This window comes from Shewanella jiangmenensis (assembly GCF_018596335.1).
Taxonomy (GTDB): domain Bacteria; phylum Pseudomonadota; class Gammaproteobacteria; order Enterobacterales; family Shewanellaceae; genus Shewanella; species Shewanella jiangmenensis.
In genome coordinates this window covers 229,793-246,079 of sequence record NZ_JAHEPS010000001.1, presented here as the reverse complement: position 1 = coordinate 246,079, position 16,287 = coordinate 229,793, and the positions used below count along the sequence as shown (strand labels likewise).

Below are 16,287 nucleotides of genomic sequence, written 5' to 3'. Positions count from 1 at the left end.
ATTAGCGTTTCAGCGCATCGTTCAGCAGCGGACGCATCAGCTTAACCAGCGCTGTGGTCGCTTTTGGGGTACCGGCAACAATGTTGCCTGACAGCAGGTAGTTGTGACCGCCGGTAAAGTCAGTCACAGTGCCGCCTGCTTCACGGCAGATAAGATCGCCAGCCGCGATATCCCAAGGCTTGAGGCCGAGTTCAAAATAACCGTCGATACGACCGGCGGCAACATAGGCCAGATCAAGAGAAGCAGCACCGGCACGGCGCAGATCGGCGCACTGACCGAATACTTCATTCAGCACAGCCATGTAGGTCTGGGTGTGCTGACGTGATTTGAATGGGAAACCGGTGGCGATGATAGTGCCATTCAGGTCCTGGGCGTTGGTCACGCGCATACGGCGATCGTTCACCTTGGCACCCTGACCGCGTACGGCACTGAACAGCTCGTCACGAACAGGATCGTAAACAACGGCAACTTCAGTCTTGCCTTTGTACTGCAGGGCGATGGAAACGGCGAAATGGGGGATACCACGCATAAAGTTGGTGGTGCCATCCAGGGGGTCGACGATCCAGATGTAATCTTTATTGGTACCGCGGTTTTCACCCTGCTCTTCGCCCACGATGGTGTGGTCTGGGTAGGATTTGCGGATCTGGAAAACGATAGCTGCTTCTGCTTCCTTATCTACGCTGGTAACGAAGTCATTGATACCTTTGGCACTCACTTCAACACGGTCGAGATCCGTGTAAGCACGCATAATGGTTTGTCCGGCAGCGCGAGCGGCGCGCACGGCGATGGTCAGCATCGGATGCATTGCAATCCCCTGGATGTTAAAGAACGGAAAAATCAGCGGCGCACATTATACCTGAACCAGCAGGCATATCAATTACAGATTTTCATATAAGGTTTTGAGGTGCCCTGTGGTAAACTGCAGGGCTCAAGATTTTATCAATTAAATTAAGTTGTTTCATGCTCAGTAATATCCGTGTAGTCCTTGTGGGCACCTCTCATCCCGGTAACATAGGCTCGGTCGCAAGAGCCATGAAAACCATGGGTTTATCAAATCTTTATCTGGCTGAGCCTCGCTGCGAAGTTGATGGACAGTCGGTGGCGCTGGCAGCTGGTGCCTGCGACATTTTAAAAGATGTCACTATCGTTGGCTCGCTCGCCGAGGCCATCAAAGACTGCTCTTTGGTGATAGGTACCTCAGCGCGCAGCCGCACCCTCGATTGGCCCTTGCTTGACCCGCGTCAGGCCGGTGGCAAGCTTGCCGCGCAGGCAACCACAGGTCCGGTCGCCATCGTGTTTGGCCGTGAAAATCACGGGCTGTATAACGAAGAGCTGCAGGCCTGCAACTACCATGTGTTTATTCCGGCGAATCCGGAATATATGTCGCTCAACCTCGCCCAGGCGGTGCAAATTATTTGCTACGAAACCCGCATCGCGCACCTTGAGCTGACCGACAAGCCGCAAGAGGTCGAAGAGTATCCGCTCGCTGAAGAAAATGAGCGATTCTTCGAACACCTTGAAAGAACCTTGCAAGGTACTGGGTTTATTATCAAAAACCATCCGGGGCAGGTGATGACCAAACTGCGGCGCCTGTTTACCAAGGCTCGAATTGAGAGCCACGAAATGAATATTCTGCGCGGCATACTTACCTCCATCGAAAAGGCGGTTGGCAGTAATAAGAAGTAAGCTTCACATAATCACAAGGAACAGACATGGGTGTGATATCCAGGCTCAAAGAAGACATAGCCTCCATTTATCATCGGGATCCGGCGGCGCGCAGCGCCATTGAAATCCTGCTGAACTATCCCGGCATGCACGCCATTTGGCTGCACCGGATAAGCCACAAATTGTGGAAGCGAGACTGGCGTTTTCTGGCCCGCTGTTTGTCTACCTTTTCGCGCTGGCTTACCGGAGTGGAAATCCATCCCGGCGCCACCATAGGGCGGCGGTTCTTTATCGACCACGGCATGGGCATAGTGATAGGTGAAACCGCCGATATCGGTGATGATTGCACGCTTTATCACGGGGTTACCTTGGGCGGCACCAGCTGGAACGCAGGAAAGCGTCACCCCACACTCGAAAACAATGTGGTGGTCGGTGCCGGCGCCAAAATTCTCGGGCCAATCACCATGGGTGAGGGCAGTCGGGTTGGCTCCAACTCTGTGGTGGTAAAAAGTGTGCCTGCCAATACCACCGTCGTGGGTATTCCAGGCCGCGCTGTGGCAACGCCGTCCAGTCAGTCCAAAGAAACCACTGAGCGGCGCTCGGCCATGGCGAAGAAATATGGTTTCGATGCCTATGCAGTATCGCCGGAAAACCCCGATCCGGTGGCCAATGCCATTGGCCAGATGCTCGACCATATGCACCTGATGGATTCCAAAGTGCAGGAGCTTTGCAGCGAACTGCAACGCCTTGGCGGCAATGTGTGCACTGAGAAGCTGCCGCAGCTCGATGTGGGTGAGTTCAGCGAGGCGGAAGCCGCTGCCGCCGAGAAGCGTCAGAATGCAATTGATGAGTTTGATCCCATTATCTGACCACCAAGGCCGCAGAAGCGGCCTTTTTACGTTGAAAAATGGCTTAAAAAAAGGTTAAATACCCCAGCTGAGCGCGGGGGTATTTTAGCTTGCCATTGCAGTCGCCAGTTCCGATAGAAACCACAATACCTGAGTAAATTAGTTGGTCTTATACTTGACCAAATTACTCGGATATGGTCCAATAGCATCAGATTAAATCGGAGCTATGGTAGTTATGAAACTGACATCTAAAGGCCGCTACGCTGTCACAGCCATGTTGGATGTGGCTATCCATTCCGCCCAAGGGCCTGTGCCTCTGGCCGATATTTCCGAGCGTCAGGGGATTTCGCTTTCCTACCTTGAACAGCTCTTCGCCAAATTGCGCAAACATGGCCTGGTGGCCAGTGTTCGCGGGCCGGGCGGCGGTTATCGCCTCGGGCTCGAAGCTGAAGATATTTCGGTGGGTATGGTGGTGCATGCAGTGGATGAATCCGTTGATGCCACCCGCTGTCAGGGCGCCGGCAATTGCCAGGGCGGCCATCGCTGCCTGACCCACTCGCTGTGGGGCGATCTCAGCAAACAGATTTCTGACTTTTTAAATGGTATCAGTCTTGCCGCGCTGATGAAAAAGCGCGACGTGCAGTTTATTTCTGTCAAGCAGGACGAGATACACAGAGGGCACAGAGCGTCTGCCTAAGACCCTGTGCAGCCATAAAAATAAAACGAGTACGTTGTTAAGCAGTCCTTCGGGCCTGCGAAGTACGGAGTGTGTGATGAAGCTTCCTATCTATTTAGACTATGCCGCAACGACCCCGGTGGATCCCCGCGTTGCGCAGAAGATGATGCAGTTCATGACCATGGACGGCGTCTTTGGTAACCCGGCTTCCCGTTCCCACCGTTATGGCTGGCAGGCTGAAGAAGCCGTGGACATCGCCCGTGCCCAGGTGGCTGAGCTTATCAATGCCGACCACCGTGAAATCGTGTTCACGTCCGGTGCCACCGAATCCAATAACCTTGCTATCAAAGGCGTGGCGCACTTCTATCACAAGAAGGGCAAGCACATCATCACCAGCAAGACCGAACACAAAGCGGTGCTGGATACCTGCCGTCAGCTGGAGCGTGAAGGTTTTGAGGTGACTTACCTTGAGCCGGGCGCCAACGGCATCATCCCGCTGGAGCGCCTTGAAGCGACCATGCGCGACGACACCATCCTTTTGAGCCTGATGCACGTTAACAACGAAATCGGTGTTGTGCATGACATCACCGCCATCGGTGAGCTGTGCCGCAGCAAGGGAGTGATTTTCCACGTTGATGCTGCCCAGAGCGCTGGCAAGCTGCCTATCGATTTGCAGCAGTCAAAAGTGGATCTGATGTCGATTTCCGGCCACAAAATGTACGGCCCCAAAGGTATTGGCGCCCTGTACGTTCGCCGTAAGCCACGTATCCGTCTGGAAGCCCAGATGCACGGTGGCGGCCATGAGCGTGGTATGCGCAGTGGCACTCTCGCCACCCATCAAATCGTGGGTCTGGGTGAAGCCGCCGCCATTGCCAAAGCCGATATGGAAGCCGATAACGCCCGTATTCTGGCCCTGCGCGATCGCCTGTGGAACGGCATCAAAGACATCGAAGAAACCTATGTGAACGGTGACTTTGAGCAGCGTTACTGCGGTAACCTCAACGTCAGCTTCAACTTTGTTGAAGGCGAATCGTTGATGATGGCTCTGAAAGATTTGGCAGTATCTTCCGGCTCTGCCTGTACATCGGCAAGCCTTGAGCCGAGCTACGTGCTGCGTGCACTGGGGCTCAGCGACGAAATGGCCCACAGCTCAATCCGTTTCTCCATCGGTCGTTTTACCACCGAAGAAGACGTGGATTACGCAGTAGGTATCATCCAGGGCTCTATCGGTAAGCTGCGTGAAATGTCTCCGCTGTGGGAGATGTTTAAAGACGGCGTCGATTTGAGCAAGGTTGAGTGGGTTCACCACTGATAGTGGTTTGAGAGATTTGGAGCAGTATCATGGCTTACAGTGAAAAAGTAATTGATCATTATGAGAATCCACGCAACGTGGGTTCTTTCGACAAAAACGATCCGAGCGTTGTGACCGGCATGGTGGGTGCGCCTGCCTGCGGTGACGTGATGAAGCTGCAGCTGAAAATCAACGACGCCGGCATCATCGAAGACGCCAAGTTCAAAACCTACGGTTGTGGCAGCGCCATCGCGTCAAGCTCGCTGGTCACCGAATGGGTGAAGGGCAAGAGCATCGAAGAAGCCGCCGCCATCAAAAACACGGACATTGCAGAAGAGCTGGCTTTGCCACCGGTGAAGATCCACTGCTCGATTCTTGCCGAGGACGCCATCAAGGCCGCCCTGGAAGAGTACAAGCACAAGCAAGCCAAGTAATCCGGAGTCCGTATGGCGATTTCTATGACACCCGCAGCCAACGAGCGGGTCCGTGCCTTCCTTGCCAACCGTGGCAAAGGCGTGGGCTTGCGACTGGGGCTTAAAACCTCCGGCTGCTCGGGTATGGCCTACGTGCTCGAGTTCGTGGATGAACTCAACGACGATGACGAAGTATACGAAATTGACGGTGTAAACATCGTCATCGACGCCAAGAGCTTTATCTACCTTGCTGGGATTGAGCTCGATTTTGTCAAGGAAGGCCTGAACGAAGGCTTTAAGTTCAACAACCCCAATGCCAAGGGAGAGTGCGGCTGCGGCGAGAGCTTCACCGTATAATCTGCTTAGATGAACTATTTCGAGCTGTTTAATCTTCCCCAAGGCTTCGACATAGACGCCGCTGCACTTGCTGAAACCTACCGTGAGCTGCAGCGCGCCGTGCACCCCGACAAATTTGCTGCCGCCAGCGAGCAGGAAAAACTGCTCGCCGTCAGTCGCACCGCCATGGTCAATGACGGTTTTCAAACCCTGAAAGATCCTGTCCGCCGCGCCGAGCATCTGTTGGCGTTAAAGGGCGTGGATATTCGGCATGAAACCCAGACGGTGCGTGACACCGGCTTTTTGATGCAGCAGATGGAATGGCGCGAAGCCCTCGAAGACTTAGCCCAGGCCCGCGATCCTCACCGTGAGATTGATGCGCTGTACCGCTCTTTCTCAGCCTTCCAGACTGACGTCAGCGCCAGATTGCGGCAGCTGCTGCAAAGTGACACAGAGCAGGATTGGCACACAGCGGCAAACGAGGTACGCAAGCTTAAATTTATGGCAAAATTGCATCAGGAACTCGAGCGGGCCGAAGACAACCTGCTGGACTGATTATCCCGTTTTCACCCGGCGGCCTTTGCCGCCAGCGCAAGTAATGTTGGACACCTATGGCACTATTGCAAATCGCCGAGCCGGGCCAGAGCGCCGCGCCTCATCAGCATAAACTCGCCGTTGGCATCGATTTGGGCACCACCAATTCGCTGGTGGCCGCCGTCCGAAGCGGTGAAGCCCGCACCCTGGCCGATGCCGAAGGCCGTCATTCACTGCCCTCCATCGTACGTTTTGGCACAGATGGCATTGAGGTTGGCTATCAGGCCGAGGCTTTCAGCGCCCTCGACCCGGTTAATACCATAGTCTCGGTGAAGCGCTTTATGGGCCGAAGTCTCGCCGACATTGAGTCCGGCAGCCAACGTTTCCCTTATCATTTCAGCGCCAGCGACAATGGCCTGCCGCTTTTTAATACGCCCCAGGGCGTGGTGAATCCGGTGCAGGTGTCGGCAGAGATTTTGCGTCCTCTGGTTCAGCGCGCCGAAGAAACCCTTGGCGGCAGCCTCGAAGGCGTCGTTATCACGGTTCCTGCCTATTTTGATGACGCCCAGCGTCAGGGCACCAAAGATGCAGCCGCGCTCCTTGGCGTTAAAGTGCTGCGTCTCCTGAACGAGCCCACCGCCGCTGCCATCGCCTATGGCCTGGATTCAGGTCAGGAAGGGGTGATTGCCGTGTACGACCTTGGCGGCGGTACTTTCGATATTTCGGTGCTCAGGCTTAACCGTGGCGTATTTGAAGTACTGGCCACCGGCGGTGACTCGGCGCTTGGCGGAGATGACTTTGACCACCTGCTGGCAAACCATCTGGCCGCCCAGTGGGGCCTTGATGGCGACAGCGGCGAGCTTGGCCGTAAGCTGATGATTGAGGCGCGGCGGGTAAAAGAAGCCCTGACCGACGCCGCGACTGCCGAAGCCCGTTTAAGCTTTAACGGGCAGGACTATCGCTGCGACGTGTCCCGCGAAGCATTCGATGCCCTTATCAGCGCGCTGGTAAGAAAGACCATCGCAGCCTGTCGCCGCACCCTGCGTGATGCCGGTATTGATACTACCGAGGTACTCGAAACCGTGATGGTGGGCGGCTCGACCCGCGTGCCACTGGTACGAACCGAAGTTGAAAGCTTTTTTGGCAAAACGCCGCTCACCAGCATTGACCCCGACCGCGTTGTCGCCATTGGCGCTGCCATTCAGGCCGATATTCTGGTGGGTAACAAGCCTGAATCAGATTTGCTGCTTCTGGATGTTATTCCGCTGTCGCTGGGTATCGAAACCATGGGCGGGCTGGTGGAGAAAATTGTCTCCCGCAACACCACCATTCCGGTGGCCCGCGCTCAGGAATTTACCACTTTTAAAGATGGCCAGACCGCAATGGCCTTCCACGTGGTGCAGGGCGAGCGTGAGCTGGTGCAGGATTGCCGCTCGCTGGCACGCTTTACCCTGAAGGGCATTCCGCCGCTTGCGGCCGGTGCCGCCCACATTCGGGTTACCTTCCAGGTGGATGCCGATGGGCTTTTGAGCGTCACCGCCATGGAGAAATCCACCGGGGTGAAATCCAGTATTCAGGTGAAGCCGTCTTTTGGTTTGTCTGATACTGAAATCGCCACCATGCTCAAAGACTCGATGAAGCATGCCAAGGAAGATATCAGTCGCCGCATGCTGGCCGAGCAACAGGTTGAAGCCGCGCGGGTGCTGGAATCGCTGCACTCGGCACTTGCCAAAGACAGCGCCCTGTTGGATGAAACCGAACTTGCCGCCATTTCCGCCGCCATGGCTGAGCTTGCTACCGTTGCCGGTCAGGACGATGGCGATGCCATCAAGGCCGCCATCGAGCGCCTCGACGAGCAGACCCAGGAGTTTGCCGCCAAGCGCATGGACAATTCAATCCGTAATGCCCTCAAGGGCCAATCGGTCGACACTATATAGGTAACATCATGCCGCAAATCGTATTTTTGCCTCACGAAGAACTGTGTCCGGACGGCGCTGTTGCAGAAGCCAAGGTCGGCGAAACCATTCTGGACGTCGCGCTGCGCTGCGGGATCCATATCGAGCACGCCTGTGAAAAGTCCTGCGCCTGCACCACCTGCCACGTGATTGTGCGCGAAGGTTTTGATGAGCTTGAGCCTTCCGACGAGCTCGAAGATGACATGCTCGACAAGGCATGGGGTCTGGAGCCCGAAAGCCGTCTGTCCTGTCAGGCCAAGGTGGTTGACTGCGACATGGTGGTCGATATCCCCAAATACACAGTGAATATGGTCAGCGAAGGCTGATTACTGTGCTCCGGCTGACACCCATGGTGCAGCCCAAGCCCATCCTTCCAAGGTACGAAAGCCAGTCTTTGCACTGGCTTTTTTTTATGCCTGCTCGCTATAGTTATCGGCATAGGTCATTCCCTGTAGTCGGCGCGATTGCATTTGGCCAAAAGCCGCGTATGATTCGCGGGCTTTTTCTTTTGTTGGAGTCATGAATGCGGATAGCCGTTTTGTCTCAGGGCCCAGAGCTCTATTCCACCCGCCGTCTGGTGGAGGCCGCCACCGCGCGGGGCCATGAGGTACGGGTTATCAATCCCCTCGAGTGTTATATGAACATCAATATGCGTGCCTCCAGCATTCATATTGCCGGGGAAGAATTGCCGCCCTTTGATGCGGTTATCCCGCGCATCGGCGCATCCATCACTTTTTACGGCTGCTCTGTGCTGCGCCAGTTTGAAATGATGGACGTGTATACCCTCAATGGCTCGGTGGCCGTGACCCGCTCCCGCGATAAGCTGCGCTCAATGCAGCTGATGTCCCGCCGTGGTATTGGTCTGCCCATCACCGGCTTTGCCAACAAGCCATCGGACATTCCTGACTTAATCGATATGGTGGGCGGCGCCCCCTTGGTGATAAAGCTGCTGGAAGGCACCCAGGGCATAGGCGTGGTGCTTGCCGAAACCCGCAAGGCCGCCGAGAGCGTGATTGAAGCCTTTATGGGCCTTAAAGCCAACATCATGGTGCAGGAATATATCCGCGAGGCCAATGGCGCCGACATCCGCTGCTTTGTGCTTGGCAACAAGGTGGTGGCGGCGATGAAACGTCAGGCTGCGCCGGGGGAGTTTCGCTCCAACCTGCACCGTGGCGGCACCGCGTCGCTGGTAAAACTTACCCCTGAAGAGCGCTCGGTGGCCATTCGCGCCGCCAAGACCATGGGCCTCAGCGTTGCCGGGGTGGATTTGCTGCGTTCCAACCACGGCCCGCTCATTATGGAAGTAAACTCCTCGCCGGGGCTTGAAGGCATTGAAGGCGCCACCGGCAAGGATGTGGCCGGCTCCATTATTGCCTATATCGAAAAGTCGGTCCTGAAAAGACCCAAGCTGAGCGGCCCTCAGGGCTGATGGTCAAACTGTGACCTTTAGCGCTTTTTTGAGTTAAGGCATTGTGAGAACTTGTGAACTTTGATCGCTATCAACATTGATTGTTGAGCGCGGCGTAAGCTTGGTACATGGCCGCCATGGGCGGCGCCAATGCTTATAAATCAAGGAACACACCATGAAATCGCTACTGCCCCTGCTGCTCTTTACTCCGCTCGCCATGGCCCACGAAGGTCACGGCGGGATTGGTCTGTATCACCACTTTATGGATGCCTTGCCAGCACTGGCGCTGATAGCCGTGGTGGCCGGTGTCTGGTGGGTTAAGCGCCATAAATGACACTGTTCTGCTAATAAATAGACCGGGTTTGCCAATTGTGACGCCGCTGTATGCGCCAAATGCCATGCCGCGGCGTTTGTGTTTCTGATAAAGATAGGATTTGCGTCAGAAATCCCTTATAATCCGCGCGAATTTTTCCAACTTGCTTATTGAAGGAAGCTAGTTATGGCGATCGAACGCACTTTTTCTATCATCAAGCCTGATGCAGTTGCCAAGAACTACATCGGTGCTATCTACAACCGTTTTGAATCAGCTGGTCTGAAGATCATCGCTGCCAAGATGGTACACCTGAGCAAAGAGCAGGCTGAAGGTTTCTACGCTGAGCACAGCGAGCGTCCTTTCTTCGGCGCTCTGGTTGCTTTCATGACTTCTGGCCCAATCATGGTTCAGGTTCTGGAAGGTGAGAACGCAGTTCTGGCTAACCGTGAAATCATGGGCGCCACCAACCCAGCTCAGGCTGCCCGTGGCACTCTGCGTGCTGACTACGCTGTAAGCATCGACGAGAACGCCGTTCACGGCTCTGACGCTCTGGCTTCTGCCGAGCGCGAAATTGCTTACTTCTTCGCTGCTGACGAGCTGTGCCCACGCACTCGCTAATCGGTTGAGAAGGTTAAAAAAGGAGCCATTTGGCTCCTTTTTTTATGCTTTGCGATCAGCACAAAAACAGCCCAACTGTGACCTTGCTCCGGCTTTTGCAAATCGGCCCAAAATGCAAGGGAACTTTACCGGGGCTCAGTTGTAATACGTCTGTGTTACTCATCCTCCATGCCAATCCGTACAAGTGACTGAAAAGCATGAATTTCGGTATCGCCGAATCCATTGAATTAGTCTTTTCGGGATTACATTTGCAACCCCGCGTTAGCGCGTTGATAACAATTAAGCTGTTGATATTGCTGCTGTTGTTGATAAGTTTCGTCAAGGGAGCGACTCAGTTATCAATAATAAGTGCAGCCTTTAACCTCTCCCTCGTGCTGCCATAACACAGTAAAGGAAAGTCACAATGTCAACGCAAACTGCAGTAGCCAAAGCGGTACGTTTTGGTTTGTTTGCCATGGGTGCTGTCGCCATGTCAGCCCAGGCGCAGGACACCGCCCCCGAGGCGGGTGCTCAGGTTGAGCGCATCGAAGTTACCGGCTCCCGCATCAAGCGTACCGATATGGAAAATGCCTCCCCCGTAGTGGTGGTGAGTGCCGATGATATCGAGAAAGGTGGCTTTAACTCGGTGCAGGACGTGCTTGGCAACCTGTCGCAGAACTCCGGCGGCTCCATGACCCAGCAGGAAGTGCACGGTTTCACCCCCGCCGCGTCGGCGGTAAACCTGCGCGGTGTGGGCGCAGGCCGGGTGCTGACGCTTATCAACGGTAAGCGCGTGCCCAAGTATCCCTTTGGTGCCGGTGGCACCGACAGCTTTGTGGATACCGCCAACATCCCACTGGGTGCCATCGAGCGGATTGAAATCCTCACCACAGGTGCCTCGGCCATTTACGGCTCCGATGCCATGGGCGGCGTTATCAACATCATCCTCAAAAAGGATGTGGAGCAGACCAATCTTAAATACCGTTTCTCTGACACGGTTGACGGCGGCCTGAAGAACAACCAGTTCTCTTTCATGACCGGCGTATCGAGTGAAGATGCCAACCTGACCTTCTTCGCCGAATACGAAGACAGAACGGCGCTCAAAGGCAGCGACAGACCTGAGTGGGGCACAGATGTCATTCCGGGTCAGCCTTATGCCGGATACAGCTCTTACGGCGCCAACCTGGTAACGGCAACCGGCAATAAGCTGGTCAGCACCTTAAGCACTGAAGAGTGTGAGGCGCGCGGTTATGTGGTGATGTCAAACGGTCGCTGCGGCTTTGACCGCTCTGCCCAGCGTGACTTTATGCCGGAGCAGAAGCGTTACTCCACTATGGTCAATCTGACCAAGGAGCTGGCTGACGATCATCAGCTTTATGCCCGCATGGATTACACCCATGCCTCCACCTACACCGAAATCGAGTCGGCGACCCTGGGCAACGACATGATGTTCAACGTGGCCGGCGACAAGGTCACTGTGTACAACAAGGGCAAGGGCATGTCCCAGACCTTTGACAAAAATGTTGGCTTTGGCGGCGACTTTGCCACTGTGGCCGATGGCGATTACTTCTACACCCGCCGTCTGTCGGAGCTTGGCCCACGTACCTCAGACTTTGAAACCAACAACTTCTCGTTCCTGGTGGGCGGCAAGGGCTATATCACCGACAGCATCGAGTACGATACCTCCTGGTCTATCGCCCGTCAGAGCGTGGAGTCCAGAAGCTCAGGCTCACCAACCTATCAGGGTATGTTTGATTACCTGACGTCCGGTGAAAACGGCAAATCCATCTTTGATGTTATCAGCGCCGAAGATGCCGACATGCTCAACTACGAAGGCAACAAAAAAGGCCAGAGCACCCTGTCCAACTTCACCGCCGGTATTTCCGGTGACGGCTTTGAACTGCCAGCCGGTACCGTTGCTTACGCGGTGGGTGTTGAGTTTGGCAAAGAGTGGTTCTACGACCGCTCCGACAGTTTCACCAGCAATGGTGGCGTGATTGGCAAAGGTGGCAGCTCGGCCGCCGGTGAGCGTGAGCAGTACGCAAGCTATGCCGAAGTGGCGCTGCCGCTGCTCGACAGCCTGACCATGACCCTGGCCGGCCGCTACGACTACTACGATGATGCCTCAGACGTGGGCGGTCAGTTCAGCCCGCAGGTGGCGGTGGAGTACCGTCCACTGGATAACCTGCTTATCCGTGGTCTGTATGCCGAAACCTTCCGTGCGCCGGACATGCAGCGCCTGTTTGGCGAGCCAACCGCCGCCTACAGCACAGTGATTGATACCCCGCGCTGCCAGGCAAGCGGTAATCCAAACTCGCCCGAGTGTCAAAAGATTGAGTCGCTGCCCATCACAGTGGGTGCCAACCCGGAACTTGAAGCCGAAACCGGCAAAAACTACAACCTGGGTATGGTGTGGGATTACAACGATTTCAACCTGACCCTCGATTACTGGATGGTGGACATCGACAATCTGGTGAACGATCCATCGGCCCAGTACATTCTGGATCATGCCGATGCGTTCGGTGACAAGATTGTCCGTGATGAAACCGGCAAGCTGGTGCAGGTGAATACTCAGGCCATCAACATGTCATCCCAGAAAACCTCGGGTATCGACTTTGGCCTCGGTTATCGCTACGACAGCGGCAACTACGGTGAGTGGAGCGCCCGCTTTGAAGGCACCTACCTGCTGGAGTGGGAAGAGCAGCTGACCCCTGACTCGGCGCCGCTGGATCTGATTGACGGCGAAGGCTCAGCGCCCAAGCTGCGCGCCAACCTGAACCTTGGTTGGGGTTATGAAGATTTCACCACCAATGTGCTTGTTAAATACATCGACAGCATGAACGGCGACAACATGGACTACTTCGTCAGCAACGGTCTGGACTCACAGTACGCCGTGACTATCGACAATCATGTTGAAGTGAACTGGTCAGCAAGTTATCTGGTCAACGATGGCATTAAGCTGTCTGCCGGTATTAATAACCTGTTCGACGCCGGTCCTGAAATCGATTACACCCAGACCACCTGGCCACATTATCCACGCTCTTACTACTCAGTAATTGGCCGTGAATATTATATGGTTGTTGAAATGACGTTCTGATCCGTCGATTAATGTTGAAAGGCCTCTGTTAATGACAGAGGCTTTTTTATTTCAGAAGCAAATTGATACAGATATTGATTAAGTGTGTTAATTGTTTTTGTCGCCTCCTTTTTAATTACATCTGTAGCCTTATGTATCTCTTGTTGCTTTGTTTGTTTTCTTTGATCTGCTGCTAAGTTGTTGATTTGTAGTTGTTAAATTCCTGTTGTATCAATTGTTTTCTTTGGTCTATTTTTGACGTGAATCACGTTGACCAAATTGGTTATTGCTTGGGATAGTAATATCCGAATCGCAACATGCGATTAATAAAAAATAAAAAGCAAAACCAATTGTTAACTTCAGTGTTCAGCAATTAACGACTAAAAATAAATAACAGGGAGATACACATGGCAAATATGTCTTTGTCGGCTCAGGCCATCAGAAGAATATTGGTGCTCGGCTCAGCAGCAACAATGGCAGTGTCTTTTGTTGGCGCAGCCAATGAGGTGGCAGAAGCCGCTGAGAATAAAAACGCTGCCAATAAAGTCGAGCGTATCGAAGTTACCGGCTCACGTATTAAACAGGTGGATATGGAAACCGTATCCCCGGTCACCGTTATCGATGCCTCTGCCATTAAAATGAGCGGTGAAAAAACCGTGGCCGACGTGCTGAACAACTCCGCCATCAACAGCTTTGGCTCATGGCGCGGTATTTCAGGTTACGGCTCGGGCGCAAGCTCAACCAGCAGCGTCAACCTGCGCGGTCTGGGCTCGTCCGCCACTCTGGTACTGCTGGACGGCCGGCGCATGCCTGGCACCAGCTCAAGCTCAGGTGCCGTTGCCGATACCTCACAAATTCCGATGGCGATTGTTGAGCGGATTGAAATTCTGCGTGACGGCGCCTCGGCGGTATATGGCTCAGATGCGGTCGCCGGGGTAATCAACATCATCACCAAAAAAGAGTTTGATGGCGTTGAGCTTGATTACAACATGGAGATGCCACAGGTTGAAGGCGGTGATGCTGAGCGCTTGTCCATCGCCACCGGCTTTAACTCCGAGCGCGGCAACATGACCTTAACCTTCGAGCATTACGACTCGGATGCGGTGTTTGATCGCGATGTGTGGAAACTTGATGACCCAAGCTATGGCGCGTATTCCAGTTTCAGCTCGGTGCCGAACGGTTACTACAACACCGGCAAGCTGGATGACAAGGGCAAGCCCATTTACGCCTTCTACAGCAATTCGGCGATTTGTGAAGACACCGAAAACGTCTCCGACGGCACCGATGGCAAAAACAATGGCCGCTGCTTCTACAGCTATGGCGCTGTGACCAAGCTGTTTGGCGATCAGAGCCGTAACTCGCTGCTGTCAAATTTCAGCTATCAGCTGAGCGACAATATCACCTTCCGTGGCCGCGCCAGTGCCTCTTTGGCTGAAACCAACACCCGCTATGCCGCCACGCCGGTGTCGACCAACTATCCGGTGATGGGCGCCGATAATCCGCTTAACCCTACCGGCGCCGACATGACCCTGTACCTGCGCTCGGTACAGCTTGGTGAGCGCGATACCCTCACCGAGACCGACAGTTTTGATGTGATGGGCGGCCTGGTGGGCTTTGCCGATATCGGCAACGGGCTTGACTGGGAACTCAATGCCCAGCATTCGACCTCCAAAACCAACTCGTTCAACTACAACCTGGTGAACGACTCCATCATCCAGCGTGAAATCGACAGCGGCAACTACGACATCTTCAACACCTCCGGCATGAGTTATGACCAGTGGAACCAGCAGATGAGCAAGCTGTACCGCGCTGCCGCCCACACCGGCGTGTATCAGGGCAAGTTTGACAGCACCCAAATCGATGGGTTGGTGTCTACCACATTGCTTGAAAACGACGTGCTGACTCTGGCCATGGTGACCGGCGCCGAGTATGAAATGATTGAGTTTAAGCAGACATCCGATCCTGAATCGGCGGCCGGTATTATTTCCGGTGGCTCGGGCGGCGACGATGTGGACGCGACCCGCGACCGCACCGCAGGTTATGTGGAGTTCCAGATGGGGCTGCCTGCGGATGTGGAGCTGTCAGCGGCGCTGCGTTACGAGCGTTACGATCAGGAAGGCAGCCTCACCGGTGCCAATGGTGCTGTGGTTAACAGCTCCACCTTCGATGCGCTGGTGCCAAAGCTTGGCCTGAGCTGGCGTCCGGTGGACAACCTGCTGCTGCGTGCCAGCTACGGTGATTCGTTCCGCGCGCCCAACATGGGCGAGATGTTCTCATCTCAGTCGCTGAGCTTTGAAAAGGCGGTGGACAATCTCTGGTGTAATACCCCGGGCAACACAGATGCCAACTACTGTAACAAGAACAACCAGCACAAGACCTGGTACGGCGGTAACCCGAATCTGGAGGCGGAAGAGGGCAACTCGCTGACCGTGGGCGCGGTATGGAACGTCACCGACGACTGGAACGTGGAGCTGTCGTACTACACCATCACCTACGACAACAAGATTGAGTCGGTAGGTGTGGATGACATACTGCGTGAAGAAATCCGTAACGGCGGCTCGCCCTTTGTGCACCGCGGCAGCGACGGCAAGATTGAGTTTGTTGAAGCGGGCGTACGTAACATCGCCACCGTCGAGACCTCAGGCTTTGACTTTGTCACCGCGTATAACCTGCCAACCAACGTAGGCGACTTTAATCTCAAGCTGGAAATGTCCCATGTGCTGGATTTCAAAAAGCAGGACAACCCAGAGTCAGAGATGATTGATTACGCAGGTCTTACCGATACGCCGGACTGGCGCGGTAACCTGACCGCCAGCTGGAAATATGACGCCTTCAGCGCCGCCTGGACCACGGTTTACATCGGCGGCCAGGACGCCGGTTACTGGCGCGCGCTGGAAGATGACGACAGCTACATCGATTATCCGTCTTACTTCCGCCATAACCTGCAGGTGGGCTATCAGCATCCGTGGAATGGCTCGGTAACGGTTGGGATCAACAACCTGTTTGATAAAGAGGCGCCAACCTTCTACAACTATGCCGATTACCGCGATGCCAACGTCGGTCTGTACGATGTGCTCGGCCGCACCTTCTACGTGCGTCTAAATCAGAAGTTCTAAACGTCATTGCCTGAAATCAAAAAGCCTCCCGATTGGGAGGCTTTTTTAATGTCCAAAGC

General features: G+C 54.6%; 15 protein-coding genes. 14 read left to right on the top strand and 1 reads right to left on the bottom strand.

What is annotated here, in order from left to right:
• Position 1: 1 nt before the first annotated feature.
• The gene (gene suhB, locus KJI95_RS01140; protein WP_214505334.1) at positions 2-805 is read right to left on the bottom strand and encodes an inositol-1-monophosphatase; all 804 of its coding nucleotides are present in this window, start codon (positions 803-805) and stop codon (positions 2-4) included.
• Between the two features lie 155 nt (positions 806-960).
• Between suhB and trmJ the strand changes: the two genes are divergently transcribed.
• From trmJ to KJI95_RS01070, 14 genes are all read left to right on the top strand, one after another.
• Positions 961-1,686, top strand: a complete 726-nt coding sequence (gene trmJ / locus KJI95_RS01135; RefSeq protein ID WP_214505333.1) for a tRNA (cytosine(32)/uridine(32)-2'-O)-methyltransferase TrmJ — start codon at positions 961-963, stop codon at positions 1,684-1,686.
• A 26-nt stretch (positions 1,687-1,712) separates the two neighbouring features.
• Positions 1,713-2,534 carry a serine O-acetyltransferase gene (gene cysE, locus KJI95_RS01130; protein WP_214505332.1) on the top strand — a complete coding sequence of 274 codons (822 nt, stop codon included), beginning with the start codon at positions 1,713-1,715 and terminating at the stop codon, positions 2,532-2,534.
• A gap of 214 nt (positions 2,535-2,748) precedes the next feature.
• Complete coding sequence (gene iscR / locus KJI95_RS01125) at positions 2,749-3,210, top strand: Fe-S cluster assembly transcriptional regulator IscR (RefSeq protein WP_214505331.1); 462 nt, start codon at positions 2,749-2,751, stop codon at positions 3,208-3,210.
• A gap of 76 nt (positions 3,211-3,286) precedes the next feature.
• Positions 3,287-4,501 (top strand): IscS subfamily cysteine desulfurase, encoded by a 1,215-nt coding sequence (locus KJI95_RS01120; protein ID WP_214505330.1) that lies wholly within the window; start codon positions 3,287-3,289, stop codon positions 4,499-4,501.
• Positions 4,502-4,530: 29 nt separating this feature from the next.
• Entirely contained in the window at positions 4,531-4,914 is a 384-nt protein-coding gene (gene iscU, locus KJI95_RS01115) for a Fe-S cluster assembly scaffold IscU (protein WP_011759410.1), read from the top strand.
• A gap of 12 nt (positions 4,915-4,926) precedes the next feature.
• Entirely contained in the window at positions 4,927-5,250 is a 324-nt protein-coding gene (gene iscA, locus KJI95_RS01110) for an iron-sulfur cluster assembly protein IscA (RefSeq protein WP_214505329.1), read from the top strand.
• 9 nt (positions 5,251-5,259) lie between these two features.
• On the top strand, positions 5,260-5,784 hold the full coding sequence (hscB, locus tag KJI95_RS01105; protein WP_214505328.1) for a co-chaperone HscB: 525 nt from the start codon (positions 5,260-5,262) through the stop codon (positions 5,782-5,784).
• A 56-nt stretch (positions 5,785-5,840) separates the two neighbouring features.
• On the top strand, positions 5,841-7,700 hold the full coding sequence (gene hscA / locus KJI95_RS01100; RefSeq protein WP_214505327.1) for a Fe-S protein assembly chaperone HscA: 1,860 nt from the start codon (positions 5,841-5,843) through the stop codon (positions 7,698-7,700).
• A gap of 8 nt (positions 7,701-7,708) precedes the next feature.
• The gene (gene fdx / locus KJI95_RS01095) at positions 7,709-8,044 is read left to right on the top strand and encodes an ISC system 2Fe-2S type ferredoxin (RefSeq protein WP_214505326.1); all 336 of its coding nucleotides are present in this window, start codon (positions 7,709-7,711) and stop codon (positions 8,042-8,044) included.
• Between the two features lie 197 nt (positions 8,045-8,241).
• Positions 8,242-9,147 (top strand): 30S ribosomal protein S6--L-glutamate ligase, encoded by a 906-nt coding sequence (gene rimK, locus KJI95_RS01090; RefSeq protein WP_214505325.1) that lies wholly within the window; start codon positions 8,242-8,244, stop codon positions 9,145-9,147.
• 154 nt (positions 9,148-9,301) lie between these two features.
• Complete coding sequence (locus tag KJI95_RS01085; protein WP_214505324.1) at positions 9,302-9,460, top strand: hypothetical protein; 159 nt, start codon at positions 9,302-9,304, stop codon at positions 9,458-9,460.
• Between the two features lie 165 nt (positions 9,461-9,625).
• Positions 9,626-10,057, top strand: coding sequence for a nucleoside-diphosphate kinase (ndk, locus tag KJI95_RS01080; RefSeq protein ID WP_214505323.1), 432 nt, complete (start codon positions 9,626-9,628; stop codon positions 10,055-10,057).
• A gap of 403 nt (positions 10,058-10,460) precedes the next feature.
• Complete coding sequence (locus tag KJI95_RS01075; protein ID WP_214505322.1) at positions 10,461-13,133, top strand: TonB-dependent receptor plug domain-containing protein; 2,673 nt, start codon at positions 10,461-10,463, stop codon at positions 13,131-13,133.
• A 386-nt stretch (positions 13,134-13,519) separates the two neighbouring features.
• Complete coding sequence (locus KJI95_RS01070) at positions 13,520-16,228, top strand: TonB-dependent receptor (RefSeq protein ID WP_214505321.1); 2,709 nt, start codon at positions 13,520-13,522, stop codon at positions 16,226-16,228.
• Positions 16,229-16,287 lie beyond the last annotated feature (59 nt).